This window comes from Lysinibacillus sp. GW823-FHT06C08 (assembly GCF_058795135.1).
This window is the reverse complement of record NZ_JBXAHN010000007.1, coordinates 91,985-113,066: the sequence shown is the minus strand read 5'-3', so window position 1 is coordinate 113,066 and position 21,082 is coordinate 91,985. Positions and strand designations below refer to the sequence as shown.

At 38.2% G+C, this 21,082-nt stretch carries 24 protein-coding genes and 1 tRNA gene; 3 read left to right on the top strand and 22 right to left on the bottom strand.

Annotated elements, in window-relative coordinates; all coding sequences use genetic code 11:
- Window positions 1-97 precede the first annotated feature (97 nt).
- On the top strand, window positions 98-715 hold the full coding sequence (locus AC1Q6O_RS16390) for a spore coat protein (protein ID WP_008173231.1): 618 nt from the start codon (window positions 98-100) through the stop codon (window positions 713-715).
- A 54-nt stretch (window positions 716-769) separates the two neighbouring features.
- Here AC1Q6O_RS16390 and AC1Q6O_RS16385 read toward each other — a convergent pair whose 3' ends face one another.
- The 4 genes from AC1Q6O_RS16385 to AC1Q6O_RS16370 form a co-directional block, all read right to left on the bottom strand.
- Window positions 770-1,492 carry an amino acid ABC transporter ATP-binding protein gene (locus tag AC1Q6O_RS16385; protein ID WP_008173232.1) on the bottom strand — a complete coding sequence of 241 codons (723 nt, stop codon included), beginning with the start codon at window positions 1,490-1,492 and terminating at the stop codon, window positions 770-772.
- A complete protein-coding gene (locus AC1Q6O_RS16380; RefSeq protein WP_036120219.1) occupies window positions 1,489-2,193 on the bottom strand; it encodes an amino acid ABC transporter permease in 705 nt (234 codons plus the stop codon). The genes AC1Q6O_RS16385 and AC1Q6O_RS16380 overlap by 4 nt, the downstream gene beginning before the upstream one ends.
- Window positions 2,194-2,273: 80 nt before the next feature.
- Complete coding sequence (locus AC1Q6O_RS16375) at window positions 2,274-3,068, bottom strand: basic amino acid ABC transporter substrate-binding protein (RefSeq protein ID WP_089986253.1); 795 nt, start codon at window positions 3,066-3,068, stop codon at window positions 2,274-2,276.
- Window positions 3,069-3,566: 498 nt separating this feature from the next.
- A tRNA-Arg gene (locus tag AC1Q6O_RS16370) sits at window positions 3,567-3,641 on the bottom strand.
- A 317-nt stretch (window positions 3,642-3,958) separates the two neighbouring features.
- Here AC1Q6O_RS16370 and clpP point away from each other — a divergent pair.
- Window positions 3,959-4,552 (top strand): ATP-dependent Clp endopeptidase proteolytic subunit ClpP, encoded by a 594-nt coding sequence (gene clpP, locus AC1Q6O_RS16365; protein WP_008173241.1) that lies wholly within the window; start codon window positions 3,959-3,961, stop codon window positions 4,550-4,552.
- Between the two features lie 51 nt (window positions 4,553-4,603).
- Here clpP and AC1Q6O_RS16360 read toward each other — a convergent pair whose 3' ends face one another.
- The 14 genes from AC1Q6O_RS16360 to AC1Q6O_RS16295 all read right to left on the bottom strand — a co-directional run bounded on the left by AC1Q6O_RS16360 (window position 4,604) and on the right by AC1Q6O_RS16295 (window position 17,191).
- Window positions 4,604-4,861, bottom strand: a complete 258-nt coding sequence (locus tag AC1Q6O_RS16360) for an HPr family phosphocarrier protein (protein WP_008173242.1) — start codon at window positions 4,859-4,861, stop codon at window positions 4,604-4,606.
- 113 nt (window positions 4,862-4,974) lie between these two features.
- Window positions 4,975-5,922 (bottom strand): DNA-binding protein WhiA, encoded by a 948-nt coding sequence (gene whiA, locus AC1Q6O_RS16355; protein WP_008173244.1) that lies wholly within the window; start codon window positions 5,920-5,922, stop codon window positions 4,975-4,977.
- An 88-nt stretch (window positions 5,923-6,010) separates the two neighbouring features.
- On the bottom strand, window positions 6,011-6,979 hold the full coding sequence (locus AC1Q6O_RS16350) for a gluconeogenesis factor YvcK family protein (protein WP_008173246.1): 969 nt from the start codon (window positions 6,977-6,979) through the stop codon (window positions 6,011-6,013).
- 4 nt (window positions 6,980-6,983) lie between these two features.
- Window positions 6,984-7,877, bottom strand: a complete 894-nt coding sequence (gene rapZ, locus AC1Q6O_RS16345; protein WP_008173248.1) for an RNase adapter RapZ — start codon at window positions 7,875-7,877, stop codon at window positions 6,984-6,986.
- 9 nt (window positions 7,878-7,886) lie between these two features.
- Complete coding sequence (locus AC1Q6O_RS16340; RefSeq protein WP_008173251.1) at window positions 7,887-8,354, bottom strand: NUDIX hydrolase; 468 nt, start codon at window positions 8,352-8,354, stop codon at window positions 7,887-7,889.
- A 328-nt stretch (window positions 8,355-8,682) separates the two neighbouring features.
- Window positions 8,683-9,627, bottom strand: coding sequence for a thioredoxin-disulfide reductase (trxB, locus tag AC1Q6O_RS16335; protein WP_008173253.1), 945 nt, complete (start codon window positions 9,625-9,627; stop codon window positions 8,683-8,685).
- A 231-nt stretch (window positions 9,628-9,858) separates the two neighbouring features.
- Window positions 9,859-11,382: a tetratricopeptide repeat protein gene (locus AC1Q6O_RS16330; RefSeq protein ID WP_008173255.1), complete on the bottom strand. Its 1,524-nt coding sequence runs from the start codon at window positions 11,380-11,382 to the stop codon at window positions 9,859-9,861.
- A 90-nt stretch (window positions 11,383-11,472) separates the two neighbouring features.
- Window positions 11,473-12,090 carry a bifunctional phosphoribosyl-AMP cyclohydrolase/phosphoribosyl-ATP diphosphatase HisIE gene (gene hisIE, locus AC1Q6O_RS16325; protein WP_089986254.1) on the bottom strand — a complete coding sequence of 206 codons (618 nt, stop codon included), beginning with the start codon at window positions 12,088-12,090 and terminating at the stop codon, window positions 11,473-11,475.
- Window positions 12,087-12,848 (bottom strand): imidazole glycerol phosphate synthase subunit HisF, encoded by a 762-nt coding sequence (gene hisF / locus AC1Q6O_RS16320; protein ID WP_090003048.1) that lies wholly within the window; start codon window positions 12,846-12,848, stop codon window positions 12,087-12,089. Before hisF ends, hisIE begins: the two co-directional genes overlap by 4 nt.
- On the bottom strand, window positions 12,842-13,474 hold the full coding sequence (gene hisH / locus AC1Q6O_RS16315; RefSeq protein WP_492401713.1) for an imidazole glycerol phosphate synthase subunit HisH: 633 nt from the start codon (window positions 13,472-13,474) through the stop codon (window positions 12,842-12,844). Before hisH ends, hisF begins: the two co-directional genes overlap by 7 nt.
- On the bottom strand, window positions 13,471-14,070 hold the full coding sequence (gene hisB, locus AC1Q6O_RS16310) for an imidazoleglycerol-phosphate dehydratase HisB (RefSeq protein ID WP_008173261.1): 600 nt from the start codon (window positions 14,068-14,070) through the stop codon (window positions 13,471-13,473). Before hisB ends, hisH begins: the two co-directional genes overlap by 4 nt.
- A gap of 4 nt (window positions 14,071-14,074) precedes the next feature.
- Window positions 14,075-15,349: a histidinol dehydrogenase gene (gene hisD / locus AC1Q6O_RS16305; protein ID WP_492401710.1), complete on the bottom strand. Its 1,275-nt coding sequence runs from the start codon at window positions 15,347-15,349 to the stop codon at window positions 14,075-14,077.
- Between the two features lie 47 nt (window positions 15,350-15,396).
- Window positions 15,397-16,026, bottom strand: a complete 630-nt coding sequence (gene hisG, locus AC1Q6O_RS16300) for an ATP phosphoribosyltransferase (RefSeq protein WP_036120252.1) — start codon at window positions 16,024-16,026, stop codon at window positions 15,397-15,399.
- Window positions 16,019-17,191: an ATP phosphoribosyltransferase regulatory subunit gene (locus AC1Q6O_RS16295; RefSeq protein ID WP_096364814.1), complete on the bottom strand. Its 1,173-nt coding sequence runs from the start codon at window positions 17,189-17,191 to the stop codon at window positions 16,019-16,021. Before AC1Q6O_RS16295 ends, hisG begins: the two co-directional genes overlap by 8 nt.
- 523 nt (window positions 17,192-17,714) lie before the next feature.
- On the opposite strand from AC1Q6O_RS16295, the gene AC1Q6O_RS16290 reads away from it, so the two are divergent.
- Complete coding sequence (locus AC1Q6O_RS16290) at window positions 17,715-17,921, top strand: hypothetical protein (RefSeq protein WP_492401708.1); 207 nt, start codon at window positions 17,715-17,717, stop codon at window positions 17,919-17,921.
- Between the two features lie 75 nt (window positions 17,922-17,996).
- On the opposite strand, the gene AC1Q6O_RS16285 is transcribed toward AC1Q6O_RS16290, so the two are convergent.
- Genes AC1Q6O_RS16285 through hprK form a run of 4 tightly spaced genes read right to left on the bottom strand, consistent with a single transcriptional unit; the run spans window position 17,997 to window position 21,005 of the window.
- Window positions 17,997-18,542, bottom strand: coding sequence for an acyltransferase (locus tag AC1Q6O_RS16285; protein ID WP_008173273.1), 546 nt, complete (start codon window positions 18,540-18,542; stop codon window positions 17,997-17,999).
- A gap of 5 nt (window positions 18,543-18,547) precedes the next feature.
- Window positions 18,548-19,189 (bottom strand): pyrophosphatase PpaX, encoded by a 642-nt coding sequence (ppaX, locus tag AC1Q6O_RS16280; RefSeq protein WP_008173275.1) that lies wholly within the window; start codon window positions 19,187-19,189, stop codon window positions 18,548-18,550.
- 13 nt (window positions 19,190-19,202) lie between these two features.
- A complete protein-coding gene (gene lgt / locus AC1Q6O_RS16275; protein ID WP_008173278.1) occupies window positions 19,203-20,024 on the bottom strand; it encodes a prolipoprotein diacylglyceryl transferase in 822 nt (273 codons plus the stop codon).
- A gap of 45 nt (window positions 20,025-20,069) precedes the next feature.
- Window positions 20,070-21,005: an HPr(Ser) kinase/phosphatase gene (gene hprK / locus AC1Q6O_RS16270; protein ID WP_025116542.1), complete on the bottom strand. Its 936-nt coding sequence runs from the start codon at window positions 21,003-21,005 to the stop codon at window positions 20,070-20,072.
- Between the last annotated feature and the right edge of the window lie 77 nt (window positions 21,006-21,082).

The following is a 21,082-nucleotide window of genomic DNA, read 5'->3' as shown; positions in this document are numbered from 1 at the left end:
TAGTCTACATTTTTGCCTTTGCATTTATACCGTATGAAAATCATTTGGCTTGACATACTAAATACTGCATCAAAAATTATATGAGGAGGCGTTTTTTTTGTCACAATCGTTTTACAATGAATCATCATCCAATCAAACAAATTTCAATCAACAACATAGTCTAAATCATGGTGGACACGAAATGATGGACATGCATGAAGCAATTGGTGAAATTATCGCTGGTATGAACCAAGCGATCATTTTACGTCCACAAGTAAAGGATCAAGAATTACTCAGCATTTTGGATCGCCAATATAATTTTACATTGGGTATGTATAATACGATTGTTGAGTCCTTTAAAACAGGTCATGATCCATCTGTTCCTACGGGACGTTACCAAATGGAAACAGGCAATGACTTTAAATATGGCTTAACTCCAGGCCAACCAAAAAAACCAATGCAAAACGCTAATGAAATTAATGATGAAGCCATTTCTGGTTTCTTACTAGGCGCTCAAAAGGGAGCAGCAAAATGTATGACGGCTGCTGCAACAGAAACGACAAACCCTGTTGTTCGTCGTGTTGTTGCTGATAGTATTCCCAACTGCATTGAAATGGCCTATGAATTATCCATTTACCAAAATAAACATGGCTATTATCAAGTGCCTCAGTACTCTCAACAAGATATGCAAACGATGCTTAATGCATACGATACAACCTCTAATCCCCTTCATTAAAAATCAAAAGGCAGTCCATGGTGATGAATTCTCATCATGGACTGCCTTTTCTCATTATAATACTTTTCCTAAAAATGCTTTCGTACGTTCACTTTGTGGGTTTCCGAATAATTCCTCAGGCAACCCCTCTTCCACAATATAGCCACCATCCATAAAGACTACTCGATCACCAACCTCACGAGCAAAGCCCATTTCATGTGTGACTACAATCATTGTCATCCCTTCAGCCGCTAGATTTTTCATTACATCTAACACCTCTTTTACCATTTCAGGATCAAGAGCTGAAGTAGGCTCATCAAATAGAATGGCCTTTGGCTTCATTGCTAATGCACGTGCAATAGCTACACGCTGCTGTTGTCCACCTGATAGCTGTTCAGGATAATTATAGGCTTTACTGTCGAGACCCACCTTTTTTAACAGCTCATGCCCAAGCTCTTCAGCTTCTGGACGACTCATTTTACGAATTTGCATGGGAGCCATCGTGACATTATCGATGACGTTCATATGAGGGAATAAGTTAAATTGTTGAAACACCATTCCCACCTCTGCTCGAATCTCATTGATATTCGTTTTCGGATCATTGATCTTCACATCTTCAATATAAATAGCACCGTCCGTTACTTCTTCTAGCATATTAATGCAACGTAAAAAAGTACTTTTTCCTGAACCAGAAGGCCCAATGACACATACAACTTGTTTTTCTTGGATTTCATAATCAATCCCTTTTAATACTTCTAGCTTACCAAAATATTTGTGTAGGTTCTCAATTCTTATCATCTTGCTTCCCGCCCTTCTGCCTTACGAGGGACATAACTATTGCTAAATCGTTTCTCAATAAATGCAACAATCTTCGTTACACCATACGTTAATATTAAATATAGTAATGCAGCAACAATATACGGTTCCCAGAAACGGAAGCTTGCACCTGCAACAACTTTACTAGCATATAGAATATCTGGTGCAGCGATGACTGTTACTAGTGAGGAATCCTTTAATAATGCTATGAATTCATTCCCTAATGGCGGGATCATGCGTCTAAAGGCCTGCGGTAAAATAACCTTACGCATCGCTTGGTTATGTGTAAGACCAAGAGAACGAGCGGCCTCCATTTGCCCCTTTGCAATACTTTGGATACCTGCACGGAAAATTTCTGCATTGTAAGCAGCACAGTTTAAAATAAGCGCGGTAATCCCTGAAACCATATACCCTAAAGAATGTCCAAAAATGGTTGGAATAACGGCTAAGTGTATTAATAAAATTTGAACAAGCATTGGTGTTCCGCGGAATAAATCAACATATAATTTTGATGGCCAATATATCCATTTTTTACTTGATAATTTCCCTAGTCCTAAAAACAGTCCTAAAAGAATACCGCCAAAATAACCACTAAGTGTCAAAATAAGTGTTACGCCAATACCTCGTATAAACATATCTCGGTAGTTCCAGACAATGTCCCAGCGTAGGTCAAAGATGTCCATCCGAAAACCCCATTTCCCCTTTAAAGTTACATCAATTAAATGAGTCGCTAGCATACTGCTTGGCGAGTGGCATTACCATATTATTCGAAATCAGTACCTGTAATTTCTTTTAATTTACCGTTTTCTTTAATCTTTTTCAGACCTTCATTTAATTTATCTAAAAGCTCTTTATTCCCCTTTTGAACCATAAAGCCATAATATTCTTTTTCGAATGCGTCATCTTGAATGACTTTAATTTTTTGATCTGGATGCGCTTTAATATATTCGTATACTACCGCATTGTCTCCAATAGCTGCATCAACATTACCATTTAGCATTTCTTGAATTGCGATTGGCTGACTTTCAAAAGCCATAATATTTGTACTTGCTTCACCTTGTAGCTTTTTAGCTGCCATATGGCCAGTAGCATTAATTTGTACGGACACCTTTTTGTCTTTTAATTCATCTAATGATTTAATCTTTGAATCTTCTTTCACAACAATTAATAATTGAGATTCATAGTATGGCTCAGTAAAATCGAATGATTCTTTGCGCTCATCTGTAATTGTAATCCCTGAAGCACCAATATGTGTTTCACCGTTTTTAATTGTTTGGAAAACGGGTTCCCAACCAATATTATTCCACTCTACTTCGAAATTCATTTCATCAGCAATTGCTTTTAAAATATCGACATCAATCCCCACAATTTTCCCTTTATCGTCAACAGATTCAAACGGTGCAAAAGTTGCTTCTGTACCTACTTTATATACTTTCTTGCCATCCGCACCTTCTGAAGGTGTGCTACCAGAAGAGGCATTGTCCTTTGTGCCACATCCTGCAAGTGCTAAAGTTAGCGCTGCTATCATCATAAGTAACATCCAAGCTGTTTTTTTCATTGCATTTCCCCCTATTTCGATAATTTTCCATCCTGCGTATTATTTTTCGCAATTCGGAAATGTTAGACTATTAGGTCAATTATATTAATATTATAGTATTTGCACAACAACTTTTCGCATAAAACTAAATATTTTTTCATATTAATTAATGGTAAAACCATTTATATAGAAAAAATAAGCATTAATAACAAGATATCGAACCTAAAACTAATATATATACAATAGAAGCGATGTCAAATTTCGATAAATTTAAACAAAAAAAAAGAATCCCCTCAGAAAGGATTCTTTTTTCGGCTATTACTAGCCTTCACGGACAGTATGTTCACTAAAAAATAATTTGGAGTTGTTGCTTTCTTGAAGGTTTGAAAGGCATAAATAGGGGAATAATGCCAACTAGGACAGTATTCCCATTACTTTTCCTCTCTATCCCCACTAAGCAGGCTGCTAAACTACTTATTAGGAGATTGAGCTATTACAGTATATCAATATTCAGTAAAATGGCGCCCTCGGAGGGAATCGAACCCCCAGTGCAAGAACCGGAATCTTACGTGTTATCCATTACACCACGAGGGCAAAAAACACAAAAAAAAAGTACTCACCCTAGGCTTACGAAAAGCATGATGTAGATAATCCTCTTTTGAAGCATACCTGCAAAATAGTGTCCTGTACTTTCAAACTTATAACCTTACCTATTATACAAACGTATCACATATAATTCAACCATAGAATGCAAAAAGAATTTATTTTTTTTATTTTAATTAATTTCACTTTAGCAGGGTTAATATTTGACCTTCCCTGACTATAATGTGTATGATAAGGTTACAGCTGAAATAAACAATGTAGATTTCAGCAAAGGTAATCGAATTTAGTTTTTTGAAGGAGGATTTAACATGAATTTAATTCCTACAGTTATTGAACAAACAAGCCGTGGTGAGCGTGCATATGACATTTATTCACGTCTACTTAAAGACCGCATTATCCTTTTAGGAAGTGCTATCGATGACAATGTGGCGAACTCCATTGTCGCACAGCTACTTTTCCTACAAGCAGAAGATCCAGACAAAGACATTTCTCTTTACATTAATTCGCCAGGTGGATCAATTACGGCTGGTATGGCTATTTATGACACAATGCAAATTATTAAGCCAAAAGTTCAAACGATTTGTATTGGTATGGCTGCATCAATGGGAGCTTTCTTACTTGCTGCGGGTGAACCTGGTAAACGTTTTGCATTACCAAATGCGGAAGTAATGATTCACCAACCACTAGGTGGCGCACAAGGTCAAGCGACAGAAATTGAAATTGCTGCTAAACGTATTTTATTCTTACGTGAAAAATTAAACGGCATTTTATCTGAACGCACTGGTCAACCACTTGAAGTCATTGCAAGAGACACAGATCGTGATAACTTCATGACAGCTGAACGTGCAAAAGAATATGGTTTAATCGATCACATTATGCACCGTAGTACGGATAATAAATAATACTAAAAAGCCTCCCAGAAAATTACTCTGAGAGGCATTTTTATTTGTTTGTTAATCTTCATTTTCAATAATTGCAGCTAATGCTGTAACCGCTTGCTCGGCATCATTGCCTTCACTACTTAACGTTACTTCGGTACCTTTCGCAACCGCTAAGCTCATGACACCCATTATCGATTTGGCATTCACTTTTTTTTCATCTTTTTCTAGAAAGATATCCGCACTGAAACGATTGGCCTCCTGCACAAATAGTGCCGCTTGTCTAGCTTGTAGTCCTAATTTTAATTTAACCTGGACTCTTCTCTCGATCATTCTCAAAACTCCCCTTCACTACCGTTCATCTATTAGTTTTATCTTACCTTACTTACTAGCAAAAGAACAATAAGCGATTACGCATGACATTCATACCTGAAAAGTATGAAAACTTAACCACCTATTTTTTCACCGCGTCTTAATGCATCTGCTATTTCGTCTATTTTTCTTAAACGATGGTTGACACCTGATTTGCTGACGGTACCACTGGATACCATTTCACCAAGTTCTTTTAACGTAACATCTTGATACTCTACTCGTAATCGTGCAATTTCACGAAGCTTTTCTGGTAGTTGGTCAAGTCCAATAGAATTTTCAATAAATCGAATATTCTCTACCTGCCGTAATGCTGCTCCAATTGTTTTGTTTAGATTGGCTGTTTCACAGTTCACAATACGATTGACACTATTGCGCATGTCTCGCAATATCCGAACATCCTCAAATTTCATCATTGCCTGATGGGCGCCTACAATATTAAGGAAATCAGAAATTTTTTCCGCTTCCTTTAAATAAGTAACAAAGCCTTTTTTGCGTTCAATTGTTTTGGCATTGAGTTCAAATTCATTCATTAAATCCATCAATGCTTCACCATGTTCTTTATATAAAGAATAAATTTCTAAATGGTAGGCGGACGTTTCTGGGTTATTGACAGAGCCTCCTGCCAAAAATGCACCTCTTAAATAGGCTCTTTTTTGACCATTTTTTTTAATGAGCTTTCTTGAGATCGTATGATTAAATTGAAAGTCGTCTGAGATGATTTCTAAATCAATTAACAGCTCGCGCGCTCCTTCTCTTACACGGCAAATATATACGTTATTTTTTTTCAATCGCATTTTCTTACGAACTAGTAATTCCACATTGTACGGATACAATTTTTTCATAATCGTATATAGTCTTCTTGCAATTGCAGCGTTTTCAGTTTGCACGTCCAAGCTTAGTTGTTTATTCGCAAAGGATAATGAACCATTCATACGAATTAGGGCAGAAACTTCTGCTTTCATACAATGATTGTCCGCTTCTATTTGGGTTAATTCCTTTTTCGTTTCAGAAGCAAAAGACATATCACGCCCCCCTTTCAATCATAATTTCTATGTATATGTTCATCTTACCATATACAATAAACACTTTATGTTTCTATTATCGGTTCTCTTACCGATCATAAATACCGGCATAATCTACCAGCCACTCTGCAACATTCGTAGCATTATGTCGAACCGTACCATCTGATCGAATTGTAGCAATATCGCGTCTTATAACCTCTAATCCCATACTTTCAAGCTTTGCCACATCAAATGTCACTGGCTCTGCTCTTTCTTCTTTATACAATTCTTTTACTGGATTCGGCAATTCTTCATCATTAACTAAAATCGAATCAATAAAGGATGCGCCAACATGCTTATGTATGGCCGATACATGATCACCTGCTGTATAAGAAATGGTTTCACCTTTTTGTGTCATTAAATTACAAACATATATTTTTCTTCCTTTTGCTTTCACAACAGCTTCCCCAATCTCTTTGACAAGGAGATTTGGAATAATACTTGTGTATAAGCTTCCTGGGCCAATTAATATATAGTCTGCACGCTGAATTGCCCGAATAGCTTCTGGTAACGGTTGCACGTTTTCGGGTACTAAAAAAACGCGATCAATGCGTTTTGTCGCTGTCGGGACTTTTGATTCACCTTCAATGATTGAACCATCCTCTAACACAGCATGTAAGTTAATTTTTTTATTGGCTGCTGGTATTACACGGCCATGTACTTTTAATACCTTCCCCATCTCACTTATAGCATGGTTAAAATCACCAGTAATATCAGTAAGTGCTGTTAGCATTAAGTTCCCTAAGGAATGGCCACGTAAATCCTCTGACGCTGAAAAACGGTATTGAAACATTTGCTCCACTAGCGGTTCAATATCTGATAATGCCGCAATGACATTACGAACATCACCTGGTGGTGGAATATCATAATCATCTCGTAAACGCCCTGAAGAGCCGCCATCGTCTGCTACCGTCACAATAGCAGTAATATCAAATGGATGGTGCTTGAGCCCACGAAGTAATGTAGATAGTCCTGTTCCACCACCAATTACCACAAGCTTTGTTTGCTTTTTCCCCATTCACTCATTCCTTTCTACGATTAATATCACGATGCGTAATAACCGTATTCTCTTTGTTGGCTAAATAAGCCCCAAAAAACTCTGCTAAAGTTACTGAACGATGCTGACCACCTGTACAACCAAAAGCGATAACGAGTTGTGATTTACCTTCTTGTCGATAAAGAGGAATCATAAAGTCGAACAAATCCGTTAGTTTTTGTATAAGTATTTGCGTATCTTCCAAGGCTAAAACATAGGAGGAAACTTCTGTTTGAAGTCCCGTCTTTGGGCGTAGCTCTTCTACATAATACGGATTTTTAAGAAAACGAACATCGAACACTAAGTCTGCATCAATTGGCATACCATGCTTGAAGCCAAAAGACATAATGTTTACGGTAAAAATAGTATCTGCTTCACTGGCAAATTCTTTAACGATCTTTTCACGTAATTGCTTTGGTTTCATGTTAGATGTGTTATAAACAAAATTAGCACGGCCTTTTACTTCCGATAAAAGCGCTCGCTCTTGCTTTATACCATCTAAAGGTAAGCCACTTACTGCCAATGGATGGGCTCTTCTTGTTTCTTTATAGCGTCTTACTAATGTGGCATCATCTGCATCTAAAAATAAAATACGAGCTACAATGTCGCCTTCTTTTAGTATATGGTCTAACGCCCCAATAAGCGCATCAAAAAAGTTACCTCCACGCATATCCATCACTGCCGCAATACGTGTACTATTCTTTCCAGAATCTCTTAGCAGAGTTAAAAAAGTTGTAAGTAACGCAGGTGGTAAATTATCAATACAGTAATACCCTAAATCTTCAAAGCTTTGAATAGCTACTGTCTTCCCAGCTCCAGACATTCCTGTAATAATAACCAATTCATGTGTACTTTGTTGGCCTTCAACCACCACTGTCATGCAACTCCTTTATTGTTCTTTTGATATTTGTATTTTCTGATGAAGTAATTCAAAATTCGTTGTATAGTCAAACGTGCCATACTGAATACCTGATTGCGAAATAGCAAATTGTAAATTAGTGCGATCTCCTTCAGCCATTGGCAAATGTGCTAAATCCTCTACTGGGTGCCATGCAAGTTTACCTTCTCTAGTTTCTACAAACGGTATACCGTCTACATCCTTAGCAACAAATGTATAAAGCATCCATTCATCTACAACTTCATCATTTTCTTTAATGACCATCGTATAAACACCCTTTAGGTGTACATGTAAAGGTATAACATTTGTCTCTTCCTGAAATTCACGAATAGCAGCCTCAAAGATGGACTCACCGCTTTCCATTTTTCCACCCGGAGCAACGTACCAACCTCGTCTTGGTTTCTGAAGTAATAATACTTTACCGTCTTTTACGGCAATTAAATTTGCAATTCTTTGCATAGGCACACCTCTAATCACTTTTGCATTCTACTCTCCATTATAGCAAGACACAGCAAGATTTGTCCTCATTTACAACTCTCATACGTAGACATTTAACAATTTAGTTTTATCGAAGAATTTATTGAAAAAAAGCTCATGCTCTTTTCATGATCTATACAAATAAAAAAGTAGGTTGTTCCCACCTAATTGAGGCGGAAACAACCTACTAAACAAAATAAAAGGGGGATTGCTAATTACACTTTTAATCATACACCTTTTATATGTCATTCAAGTTACAACAATATTAAAACCACATTAAAATTGTATTTTTTTCCTTAAAATAGCCAAGTTATGCATTAATTTTCTCTAATAGCTCTTCTACATAATGCTGTACAGCTTGAGCTGCAATACTGCCATCACCAGTTGCTGTAACAATTTGACGTAGTGATTTTTCACGTACATCTCCAGCTGCAAAGATTCCTGGAATTGTTGTTTCCATATTATCATTTGTCAAAATATAACCAGCATCATTTAAAATACCTAAAGATTCAAATGGCTTTGTTAAAGGTAGCATACCGATATACACAAACACACCATCTGTTGTAAACTCTGATTCAGTTCCATCCACAGTTGATTGTAGTGTAACACTACCCACTTTACCATTAGCTTCATTAATTTCTTTTACTGTAGCATTCCAAATGAAATCAATTTTGTCATTTGCAAATGCACGATCTTGGAGGATTTTTTGTGCACGTAATTTATCACGACGGTGGACAATTGTTACTTTATCAGCAAAGCGTGTTAAATATACGCCCTCTTCTACAGCTGAATCTCCTCCGCCAACAACTACAAGATTTTTTTGTTTAAAGAACGCGCCATCACAAACTGCACAGTAGCTGACACCACGGCCGCCAAGTTCTTTTTCACCAGGCACACCCATTTTTTTATACTCTGCACCAGTTGTAATAATAATAGCACGTGTTTTATATTCTTTTGTACCTGATTTAATTGTTTTAAATTCTTCCCCGTCGATGATTTCTGTTACATCGCCATAGGCATATTCAGCACCGAATTTTTTAGCATGGTCAAACATTTTTGTAGAAAGCTCAGGTCCTAAAATTGTATCGAAACCAGGATAGTTTTCTACTTCTTCAGTGTTGGCCATTTGTCCACCAGGGATTCCTCGTTCAATCATAAGCGTTGCCAAATTAGCACGTGATGTATAAACAGCAGCAGTCATCCCCGCAGGACCTGCACCAATAATGACCACATCATAAATTTTTTCTTCCGACATAAATACTTCCCCCTAAACAGAATACTTTTTATCTTCATTCAACAAATAGTAGTGAAAGTGTAACGTCACCTACATATGATCCCAACTTACAATAGAGGGGATGAAGATAAACCATTGGCAACTAGCAAGGAGTAACACTCAAACGCAATGTTGCCAGGGCAAATTCTTGATAACGTTAGTATGTTCATCGTATGTGAAAGTATAAAGTTATTCAACTATGTTGCTCACACACTAATTATGACTGTCTGGTAAAAAAGCTAAAATTTCTTCAATATACTTCGATAAAGTGGCAACAGATACTCCATATTGTTGAGCTATTTCTTTTTTTGTCACCTTAAGCATTTGAGAAGATCTAAATAAATAATCATTTGCTCCTGCAATCGCTACAGGATTTGTAAAACGATAATTTTGAATTAAAGCTTGTTCACACAGGACAAACCACATTTGAAACATAGGTACAATCAATGATGATAATTTGCCATACTGCTCTAATAAAATTTCCGGCACATTTACAGCACGTAAAAAGCTGGCCTCTACTTTGTTTTTCTTATCAAATTCATGACCAAGTGCATAGGCTAAAAACAATTTCTCAAACGCACCGAATTGCTCGATATTGACCCATTTAGGATGGGCGATTATTTCTTGCTTATGAGCCGTATCCTTCAATAAAAATAAGCCAAAGATACGCTCACTTGAATAGCTACTTTCTAATTTTTCAACAATAAAATTTCGATCATGTTCCAACGCATCCAGTGCAAATTCGTTGTCTTGTTGGCGCCAAGGTTCAAAGCCCTCTTTATCTGGGTCTACCTCTAGCAGTTGACCCCAAGCACTTTTAGAAACTTCCTCATGCCCTGAAAAATAAGCAGCATGGGATAACCAGAAATAAAAACCTGCGTCGCCTACATAGCCTCTTTTTTGCATACTGCGCAACCATTTATAGGCTAATTCATATTGCCCTATTAAAGCTAATGTAGCACCTAGTTTATAACGATGCTCCCATGTATATGGCTGAATTTTAACAAGGATATTTAATAGCTCTTGCAAATCTTCTTCATTCTTTTCGTAATACGCAATCACCGTTAAGTTACAAAGTGCATGTAAGTTTCCCTTATTTTCACGTAGTACTGTATGTAAGAGAGCCTTCGCCTGTTCCTCTTCTCCAACATAAAAATAAGCAAGTGCAAGATTATTATAGGCCGACCAAAAGGCTGGTCGATCTTCAATTAAATCTTCTAAAATAGTAATAGCTTCAGGAAAGTCGCCCTTCTCCATATGTCGGCGAGCCTGTTCCTGACGATATAAATCCTCACCAGATCCTTCAAGCTCCTCAAATTCATCCTGCTCGAATGCGACAAATTCTAAAATTTCTGCTGCTTCATCTGCATATGCACCTTCAGGCTCTAGCTGCAAATACTCTTCAGCAAAGCGTTTTGCATCCTGCATGATGCCTACACAACCCGACACTTCCGCCATGTAAAAAATAATTTCCGGATTATCGGGGTCAATTTGATAGGAACGACGAAGCAGATCATACGCTTCTTCAAAACGTTGACCTTCTAACTCTACAATAGCAAGCTGCAAGATTATCATAGGATCATCTGGGCTAAGATCAACTGCACGCTGCAAATATTTATAGGCTTTATTCATTTGTCCACTGTTCATAGCTTGAATTGATTTTTTATAATAATAGTCGCCTGTTGGAATGAACGACACTATATTTGATTGGTTCTTATTTTGACGTTTCTTTTCCAATATATTTCCTCCGAAACAAGAAATAAGGAACGTATTAAACGTTCCTTTACACAGTAAACCCTATTATACCATACAATTAATAATATGCTGTTATTTCTCCTCGTGACGTTTTTTCAACACATGAAGAACATCATATATACTTACCTTTTGTTCTTGCAGTAATACTAGTAGGTGATAAATTAAATCAGCAGCCTCCCACTTTACTTCTTCTGCATCCCGATTTTTGGCCCCAATAACAACCTCTGTCGCTTCCTCCCCAACCTTTTTACAGATTTTATCGATACCCTTGTCAAATAGATATGTAGTATAAGCTCCTACAGGCATTTCCTGTTCTCGCTTTTCAATAACACTTACAAGTTTTGCAATCATTTCTACAGAGCCGACTTCAGCATTTTGCTGTACCACCTCTGTAAAGCAAGAAGTTGTACCATTATGACAGGCTGGACCATCTGGTAAAACCTCCACAACTAATGCATCTTGATCGCAGTCTGTTTTAATGGTGACAACCTTTTGTGTATGACCACTTGTCGCGCCCTTATGCCAAAGCTCTTGACGTGAACGAGAATAAAACCAAGTTTCACCTGATTCTATCGTTTTAACTAATGACTCTTTATTCATATAAGCCACTGTTAGTACTTCTTTCGTATTGGCATCCTGTACAACTGCCGGTACAAGACCTTTCTCATCAAATCGAATACGTTCTATCATCGTACTGCCACTCCTTTTTCCCGTAAGTATTCTTTCACTTGGGCTACGCTTGTTTCTTTATAATGGAAGATGGAAGCTGCAAGTGCTGCATCTGCATCAACTTCTTCTGCTAATACTTCGTAAAAATGTTCGGCATTTCCTGCCCCACCACTTGCAATAACAGGGACTGTCACAGCCTCTCGTACCGCTTTTGTTAATCCCAAATCAAAGCCAGATTTTTCTCCATCTTGATTCATACTAGTTAATAAAATCTCACCTGCTCCTAAGCGCACCGCTTCCTTTGCCCAGTCAATAGCTGACCAAGTAGTTTTGTTGCGCCCACCATGGGTATAAACCATCCATGTACCGTCCTCTTCACTATAGCGAGCATCGATGGCCACAACGATGCATTGGGCACCAAAGAAATCGGAGCCTTCTTGAATAAGGGCAGGACGCTCTAAAGCGGAAGTATTAACAGAAACTTTATCCGCACCAGCGCGTAAAATACGCTTCATATCATCCAACGTCCGAATACCTCCACCAACTGTAAAAGGAATCGCTAATGTGGCTGCACTTTGTCGAACTACATCTATCATTGTTTCGCGACCTTCATGTGAAGCAGATATATCTAAAAATACGAGCTCATCTGCCCCTTGTTCATCATAGAATTTTGCTAGTTCCACTGGGTCACCAGCATCACGAATGGATACAAATTGTATCCCTTTTACAACACGGCCCTCCTTGACATCTAGACAGGGAATAATTCGTTTCGTTAGCATGCTTTCACACCTTTCAGCCATTGCTCCAATAAATATACGCCCAGCTCACCTGATTTTTCAGGGTGAAATTGCATCCCTGTCACGGAACCTTTCGTTACAATACCGGGAACTCGTACGCCACAATAGTCTGCATAAGCAACAAGCTCAGACTCCTCAATATGAGTGGCATAAAACGAATGAACGAAATAGACATGCTTTGCAGGGGCACTATTTTCTAACCAAGCAGGACGATTCGCCATCACCAATTGGTTCCAGCCCATATGTGGCACTCGATATGCCCGCCCCTCATTTGTTCCACTAAATCGCTTAATTTGTCCTTTAAAGAAACCTAAGCCATTTGTTGATGTGACCTCATCACTTTGTTCAAATAATAATTGCATCCCTAAACAAATGCCTAAAAGAGGGCGATTTTGGCTTTGGGCTTTTATTAGATAACGATCTAATTTAGTCTCTGCTAAACGCTTTCTAGCATCCGGGAATGCCCCAACTCCTGGTAATAGTAATGCATCTGTAGCATCTAGCTTCTGTTCATCAGCTGTCACAACCACCTCACAGCCCAGTCGATTTAATGCTTGTAACACGCTAAATAAATTCCCCATACCATAATCAATCACACCTATTTTCACGTTAACAGCCCCTTAGTCGATGGTACTCCTTTAACACGTGGATCAATTTCTACGGCAGCATCAATCGCTCTAGCTAATGCTTTAAAAATCGCCTCAATGATATGGTGCGTATTATGTCCATAGGGTACAATCACATGTACATTCATTCGTGCTTCCAAGGCAAATTTCCACAAAAACTCATGCACTAATTCTGTATCAAAAGTTCCCACCTTTTCTTTTAAAGCGGGCACACGGTATTCTAAGTGTGGACGATTCGAGCAATCAACCACCACCTGCGCAAGTGCATCATCCATTGGCACAAATGCCGTTCCATAGCGTTTAATGCCCTTCTTATCGCCAAGTGCTTCTCGAATTGCTTGCCCTAACACAATGCCAAGATCCTCCGTAGTATGGTGATCATCGATATAGGTATCCCCATTCGCATGGATGGTCCCGTCAAAAAGACCATGCTTGATAAATAAATCCAGCATATGGTCCATAAAACCTACGCCTGTTTTAATGTTTGCCTTCCCTTCACCATCTAAATTGATAGCTATTGAAATTTGCGTTTCATTAGTTGTTCGCTCTACTTGTGCAAATCGTTTCTTTTCCGTCATTGTATTATTCCTTCTTCCATCCGCGAGATTCCACCGCACGTGCATGCCCCTCTAAACCTTCCATACGTGCGAGACGGGCAATTTTTGGTGCATTGTCTTGCCAAGTTTTTTCACTGTAATAAACAATACTTGATTTTTTCACAAAATCATCTACGTTTAAGCCACTAGCAAAACGTGCTGTACTATTGGTTGGTAACACATGATTGGTCCCCGCAAAATAATCACCAACAGGCTCTGAACTATAACGACCAATAAAAATACCACCTGCATGCCTTATTTGTTCAGCGATCGCCTCAGCATTATTTGTCATAATCTCTAAATGCTCCGGTGCTAATGAATTAATCGCTTCCACTGCATCTGATACTGTTTCAGCTACATAAATGACCCCAAAATTTTCGATTGAAGCACGGGCCACTTCTTGACGCGGTAAAATCTCCAATTGCTTTTCAACTTCTTCAGCTACCTTTTTGGCCAATTGCTCTGAGGTCGTGACGAGAATAGCACAAGCTAAAGGGTCATGTTCTGCTTGTGATAATAGATCTGCAGCAATTTCGTCTGGAAACGCAGTGTCATCAGCTAGTACTGCAATTTCGCTTGGTCCCGCAATCATATCAATTGCAACCTCTCCAAATACCTCCCGTTTAGCAAGGGCTACAAAAATATTTCCTGGGCCTGTAATTTTATCGACTGGGGCGATGGTCTCTGTGCCATATGCAAGAGCAGCAATCGCTTGTGCCCCACCTATTTTATAGATTTCATCAATCCCTAAAAACTGAGCCGCCACTAGGACACCTGCTGGTAGTCTTCCATCGCGGCCTGCTGGTGAAGCAATCACGATTCGCTTCACACCAGCTACCTGTGCTGGAATCACATTCATTAGCACGGATGATGGGTATGCTGCTGTACCGCCAGGAACATATAACCCTACTGCATCTAGAGCTGTTACACGTTGTCCTAGCCAAGAACCGTCTCCAAGCTCTAAGCGATAGCCGTGTCGTGACTGTTGTTCATGATAAAGGCGAATATTCTTGGCCGCTTCTGCCAAATCCTGATAGAGTTGTTGGTCAAGATCATTTACGGCTTTTTGTATTTCTTCCTTTGTGACCTGCAAGCTTGTAGGCATATATCCGTCCCACCGCTCTGTATAGGCACGTAATGCTATGTCTCCCTGTGTCCTGACATCTGCTAGCACCTGTCTTACAACTGTTAACTGTTCCTCATTTCCTCCTTCAAGTGGTCTTTTTAAGGAAATACCCTTTGCTAGTTTTGCTATTTTCATACAATTAAACCCCTTCAGTTACTCATATGTAGCGAGATATGATTACTTTATTGTTCATTCACACACTTCTTTAGTCGCCTTACAAGGTCAATAATACGCTCACCTTTCATGCGATAACTGACTGGATTGGCAATTAACCGAGATGAGACAGCCGAAATAAATTCATATTCCACTAAGCCGTTCTCTTTTAATGTGCGTCCTGTAGAAACAATATCGACAATTCGATCAGCTAAGCCAATCATAGGAGCTAATTCAATAGATCCATTAAGCTCAATGATTTCGACTTGCTCCCCAATGCCTTTATAATATTTCATCGCAATATTCGGATATTTCGTTGCAATTCTAGGAGCAATCTCATTCATCTCTGTATGGGGTAAACCCGCTGATGCGATATAGCAATTACTAATTTTTAAATCCAGTAATTCATGTACCTCTCTCTGCTGCTCTAACAAAACATCCTTCCCAGCAATACCGATATCCGCTACACCATGTTCAACGTAAACAGGTACATCCATTGGCTTTGATAAAATAAAACGAATTTTCTCTTCTGGTATTTCAATCATTAATTTACGCGACATTTCGACCTCTTCTGGTAAATTAAATCCTGCCTCTAATAGCATTTGGTAGGCTTCTTCAAAGATTCGCCCCTTTGGCATTGCAATTGTTAATTCATTCACCGCCAACTTCCTCCTGTCCAACTACAACTACTTCAGTAAAGTGTGCTAAAAAGGCTTCTTCATCGACTAGGCTACTACGCAACTGTAAGGTAGCAAATTTTCCTGCTCCTCGTAATGTGTTTACCTGTAATAAAGCTGCCTCAAATTGTTCTTCCTCAAACAGCACAACAGTTGCTTCTTGCTGCCCCTCTGATTGTCCATTTAATGTTTCCAATAAACGATCGACACGAATGCTAAAGCCTGTCGCACCAGCTTTTGATCCAAACACCTCTAACAATCCATCGTAACGGCCACCATTTCCTAATGGAAAACCACTGCCTAAGGCAAATATTTCAAAAAGCATACCTGTGTAGTAACTCATATGACTCGAAAGTGTAAAATCAAACGTAACATAATCAGCTAAGTCAGCCATCTCCAATAGCTGAGCAAGCTGTTGCATATATACTAATGCATCATTTTTGCGAACATATTGTTCAATATCACGAATATCCTTCACATCCATTGCTTCTTCAATAAACTGGAGAAGAGCATCCGCTTTAGCTTTCGGTAAATTAAATGACTCTACCGCTTCTTCAAATCCAACATAATTTCGCTGGACAAGTAAAGTTCTGAGTGTAGCTTGCTGTTCAATACTCTCTGTGTAATCTTGTAAAATGCAGTTTAGGATTCCTGCATGCCCAATCGTCACTTTAAACGCTACTAATTGTAAGTGTTTCAAAAGCTCCATTGCTGTCACTATGACTTCTGCATCAGCAAATACGGATTGGTCGCCTATTAATTCAATGCCCATTTGATCGAATTCTGCTGGTCTCCCACCTTCTGCTTCTTGTGCACGAAAAACACTTGCGAAGTACGCTAAACGTTGAGGAATCATTTCTTTCAATAATTTTGAAGTGGCCACCCGAGCAATGGGGGTCGTCATATCCGGTCGTAGCACTAATGTATTTCCTTGACTATCCACAAGTTTAAATAAATGAGTATCAGCGATCGCGGAAGCTTTTCCGACTGTATCAAAATATTCAACAGCTGGCGTTTTGATAAACTCATATCCTCTTTTACATAAGAAATCTTTGCCAGTCTGTCTTACTGCTTCAACTTTTTCAAAGATCTGCGGAAATGTATCACGCATTCCAAGTGGTTTTTCAAACATTTTTATTGACGACATATGAACACTTCCTCACATTCACTTTAATTCACTAGAGTATTAGAGAATTAGATTATGAAAGAATTCTAACTTATTTCTTTTCAACAGTCAACGCAATTCCCCTTAATTATCTAAATCTTTAATTTACTTTTCATTTGAATAATATAGAGAGGCAAGAGGCAAGTTGAAGAAAATCTACAAACTTAAAGATTGAGAATGAGAATATGTCTAAAATGTGACAAGCAAATCATGGACGCTGTTAACTTGTCTGTAAAAAATTGATAATGATTCTCGAGTGGACTGAAATATCGACAACTCCATCATCTATTCTCAATACGACCCATTATAAAATTATATCAATATAACTTAATAGCCATGTAAAATTAAAATGATTCTCAATCTCATTATCAATAAAATTACTATACTATCAGTATTTACGATGATTATTACTCTCATTCTACTTTTACTTTTACAATTCAAAATCCTTCATATAGAATAGCATTAATAAATAAAACAACAGTTATAATACACATTGGAGGGATTTATGATGGCATGTCCATTCATACAACTTAGTGAGCAAATGATCGTTAGTATTTGTAAGGGAGATTTTTATCCTGGTGATAAAATTACACTGCATACAACAGAAGATATTGATGGTACTGCAATCAAATCAACTTTCGTTGAATCAACTTGCTTAGGCGATCATAGTAATTGTGAATTCAAATCAGAATATGATGCTGTACACGCATAAATCGGCTTCATAATACTAAAAACAAAAGCTACTCCCAAAAATTGTTGGGAGTAGCTTTTTAAACTTATTGAACGTTTATTGTTTTTTAGGTGTACACCATTGCACAATTTCATGACGCTTACGCTCTGCCATTTGCTCTGCTGTATAAATAATTTGCATCGGGTTTCCTCCTGCTAGGCAACCAGCCGGCACATCCTTATGTACAAGAGTAGCGGCCGAAACAATGGCGCCATCTCCAATTGTCACACCAGGTAAAATGGTAGAATTCGCACCAACCATTACTTCATGACCAATATGAACATCCCCTAAACGATATTCCTCTATTAAATATTCATGGGCTAAAATGGTCGTATTAAAGCCAATCACTGTATTATCTCCAATAAAAATACGTTCAGGATACATAGTGTCTGGCATAACCATTAAGGCTAATGATGTTTTTTCACCAATGGTCATTCTTAAAAATGTTCGATAAAGCCAGTTTTTCACACGTAAAAATGGTGTGAAGCGTCCAATTTGAATGATAATGAAACACTTCATCACCTTCCAAAAGGACACCGTATCGTAGATTTTCCAAAGAGAATTCGCCCCTTCGACACGGTAACGTTCTGTTTTACGCGCCATCTAACTTACCCCTCTTTCACAATATCCAATAAATCCGTCATATGATGCAAAATAAATTCCGGTTGATACTGCTGTAAGTACGCCTCGCCTTTAATCGCCCAAGCGACACCAGCTGCTCTGACTCCTGCACGATGTCCGGCTTCTATATCATGCGAATTATCTCCAATCATAATGGCATCAGCTTTGTCGACACCTAGACGTTCCAATGCAAGTAATACTGGTTCAGGATCGGGTTTCACATTTTTCACATTATCTGTTCCAATACGCACATCAAATAGGTGAGTTGCTCCAAGGATAGATAGCCCGCGATCAATCGTATCATTCCGTTTTGTCGAAACAATCGCCAATAATATTCCTTGCGCTTTTAATTGCTCTAATGTCGAAACAACATCAGGGTATTGACTAACAAGTTCATCATGATGCTCTAAATTCCAAGCTCGATATTTGGCTATTAAAGCTTCCTCTTCACCTGGTGCAATGTCATTAAATGTCTGCTTGAGGGATGGACCAATGAATTTCAAGCAATCTTTTGGCGAAAATTGCCCGGGAAATCTCTCATTTAAAACATGCATAAATGTTTGAATGATTAATTCATTTGTATTCAGTAAAGTTCCATCAAAATCAAATAGTAGTGCCTTTACAGCCATATGTTACATCCCCTTATTTATTATCTAAGTATTTCATGGCTGGTTTAACCTTTATTCTACGATAAATAATGGCCCCAAGACCTACTACAATACTTATAATAGATACAATCTGTGCTGAGCGTAAATCACCAACTAGGTAAAGACTATCTGTACGCATGCCTTCAATGAAGAAACGACCAATAGAATACCAAATTAAATAACTGAAGAAAATTTCCCCACGATTTAAATTTACCTTACGTAATACTAGTAAGATAATGAGCCCTATTAGATTCCACACGGATTCATACAAAAACGTAGGATGTACATAAGTACCTAATTCTTCAATATACATTTGATTGATAATCCAATCTGGTAACATTAAATTTTCTAAAAATTCCTTTGATACAGGACCACCATAAGCCTCTTGATTCATAAAGTTGCCCCAGCGACCGATAATTTGTCCAATTAAAATACTAGGCGCTGCAATATCCGCTACTCGTAAAAAGCTTACATTTTTAATACGAGTAAATATGTAAGCCGTCACAAATGCACCTATTAACGCACCGTGTATAGCAATACCGCCATTCCATATCTCAATGATTTTACCTGGATTTTCACTATAGTAATCCCAGCGCATTGATACATAATAAATGCGCGCACAAATGATGGAAATCGGAACCGCCCACAATAATAAGTCTGCCAAAAAATCTTCAGGCAATCCTCGTTTTACAGCCTCTCGTTGGCCCACCACATACGCTAAAATAATACCCGATACGATGAGCAATCCATACCAACGGACTGGAATTGGCCCTAAGTGAAAGGCAATCGGGTTAATTTGTAAAAGTAATAAATCCATCTTTTGCTCCTCTCCAACTATCTGTTACCAAAGAACGGTTAACTTTTAATCATCTAATACATCGTTTGACGAAATAACTTCATCTAAACGTCTTGAAAATTCTTCAGCCGCATTTACACCCATTTTCTTCAATCGATAATTCATCGCTGCCACTTCGATAATTACAGATACATTTCGTCCTGGCCTTACAGGAATTGTTAATTTCGTCAATTCCGTATCAATGATTTTCATCTTTTCTTCTTCTAAGCCTAATCGATCATACACTTTTTGAGGGTCCCAAATTTCCAGCTCAATAATAAGTGTAATACGTTTATACGGGCGGACTGCACTTGCACCAAATAGTGTCATAATATCAATAATGCCGATGCCTCGTATTTCCAGTAAATGCTCTAAAAGAGGAGGTGGACTACCAATTAATAAATTTTCTGATTCTTGTCGAATCTCAACACAATCGTCGGCTACTAAACGGTGACCTTTTTTGACAAGCTCAAGAGCTGTTTCACTTTTACCTACGCCACTTTTACCAATAATCAGTATACCAATGCCATACACATCAACAAGGACACCATGTGCAGCTGTCATTGGTGCTAAACGACCCTCTAAATAGTTCGTCAATCTACTTGAAAACTTGGTTGTTGTCATATGTGTTTTAAAAACTGGAACATGCTTTTCGTTGGAAGCTTGAATCAGCTCCTCAGGTACTTCTAAATCCCGAGAAATTATAATTGCAGGTGTATCCTGAGAACAAAGTAAGCGCATCCGCTCAAGCTTGATATCTGTTGGTAACATTTCAAAAAACGACAGCTCTGTTTTGCCAAGCAATTGTACTCTATTGGCTGGATAATGTGTAAAATACCCTGCCATTTCAAGTCCTGGTCTTGAAATATCACTTGTCACAATTGTTCTGCCGATTCCTTCCTCACCTGCTAATAACTCTAACTTAAATTTCTCCATAACATCTCTCGTTAATACTACGACCAATGAAAAAGCCTCCAATCAATGGATAAGGTTCTCCTTATTTTAGCATGTCTATGTATAAAAGAAATGTATTTACTCTT

Bases quoted from the DNA above. Each gene is read 5' to 3' on its own strand.
- AC1Q6O_RS16380 (WP_036120219.1), bottom strand. From the start codon at position 2,193: ATGGACATCTTTGACCTACGCTGGGACATTGTCTGGAACTACCGAGAT.
- hisD (WP_492401710.1), bottom strand. From the start codon at position 15,349: ATGAAAATAGCAAAACTAGCAAAGGGTATTTCCTTAAAAAGACCACTT.
- AC1Q6O_RS16360 (WP_008173242.1), bottom strand. From the start codon at position 4,861: ATGATCGAGAGAAGAGTCCAGGTTAAATTAAAATTAGGACTACAAGCT.
- AC1Q6O_RS16295 (WP_096364814.1), bottom strand. From the start codon at position 17,191: ATGTCGTCAATAAAAATGTTTGAAAAACCACTTGGAATGCGTGATACA.
- AC1Q6O_RS16385 (WP_008173232.1), bottom strand. From the start codon at position 1,492: ATGATAAGAATTGAGAACCTACACAAATATTTTGGTAAGCTAGAAGTA.
- hisF (WP_090003048.1), bottom strand. From the start codon at position 12,848: ATGCTAACGAAACGAATTATTCCCTGTCTAGATGTCAAGGAGGGCCGT.
- hisB (WP_008173261.1), bottom strand. From the start codon at position 14,070: ATGACGGAAAAGAAACGATTTGCACAAGTAGAGCGAACAACTAATGAA.
- AC1Q6O_RS16290 (WP_492401708.1), top strand. From the start codon at position 17,715: ATGATGGCATGTCCATTCATACAACTTAGTGAGCAAATGATCGTTAGT.
- ppaX (WP_008173275.1), bottom strand. From the start codon at position 19,189: ATGGCTGTAAAGGCACTACTATTTGATTTTGATGGAACTTTACTGAAT.
- clpP (WP_008173241.1), top strand. From the start codon at position 3,959: ATGAATTTAATTCCTACAGTTATTGAACAAACAAGCCGTGGTGAGCGT.
- AC1Q6O_RS16375 (WP_089986253.1), bottom strand. From the start codon at position 3,068: ATGAAAAAAACAGCTTGGATGTTACTTATGATGATAGCAGCGCTAACT.
- rapZ (WP_008173248.1), bottom strand. From the start codon at position 7,877: ATGACAGTGGTGGTTGAAGGCCAACAAAGTACACATGAATTGGTTATT.
- whiA (WP_008173244.1), bottom strand. From the start codon at position 5,922: ATGTCTTTTGCTTCTGAAACGAAAAAGGAATTAACCCAAATAGAAGCG.
- AC1Q6O_RS16285 (WP_008173273.1), bottom strand. From the start codon at position 18,542: ATGGCGCGTAAAACAGAACGTTACCGTGTCGAAGGGGCGAATTCTCTT.
- AC1Q6O_RS16340 (WP_008173251.1), bottom strand. From the start codon at position 8,354: ATGCAAAGAATTGCAAATTTAATTGCCGTAAAAGACGGTAAAGTATTA.
- lgt (WP_008173278.1), bottom strand. From the start codon at position 20,024: ATGGATTTATTACTTTTACAAATTAACCCGATTGCCTTTCACTTAGGG.
- trxB (WP_008173253.1), bottom strand. From the start codon at position 9,627: ATGTCGGAAGAAAAAATTTATGATGTGGTCATTATTGGTGCAGGTCCT.
- AC1Q6O_RS16350 (WP_008173246.1), bottom strand. From the start codon at position 6,979: ATGGGGAAAAAGCAAACAAAGCTTGTGGTAATTGGTGGTGGAACAGGA.
- hisIE (WP_089986254.1), bottom strand. From the start codon at position 12,090: ATGATAGAACGTATTCGATTTGATGAGAAAGGTCTTGTACCGGCAGTT.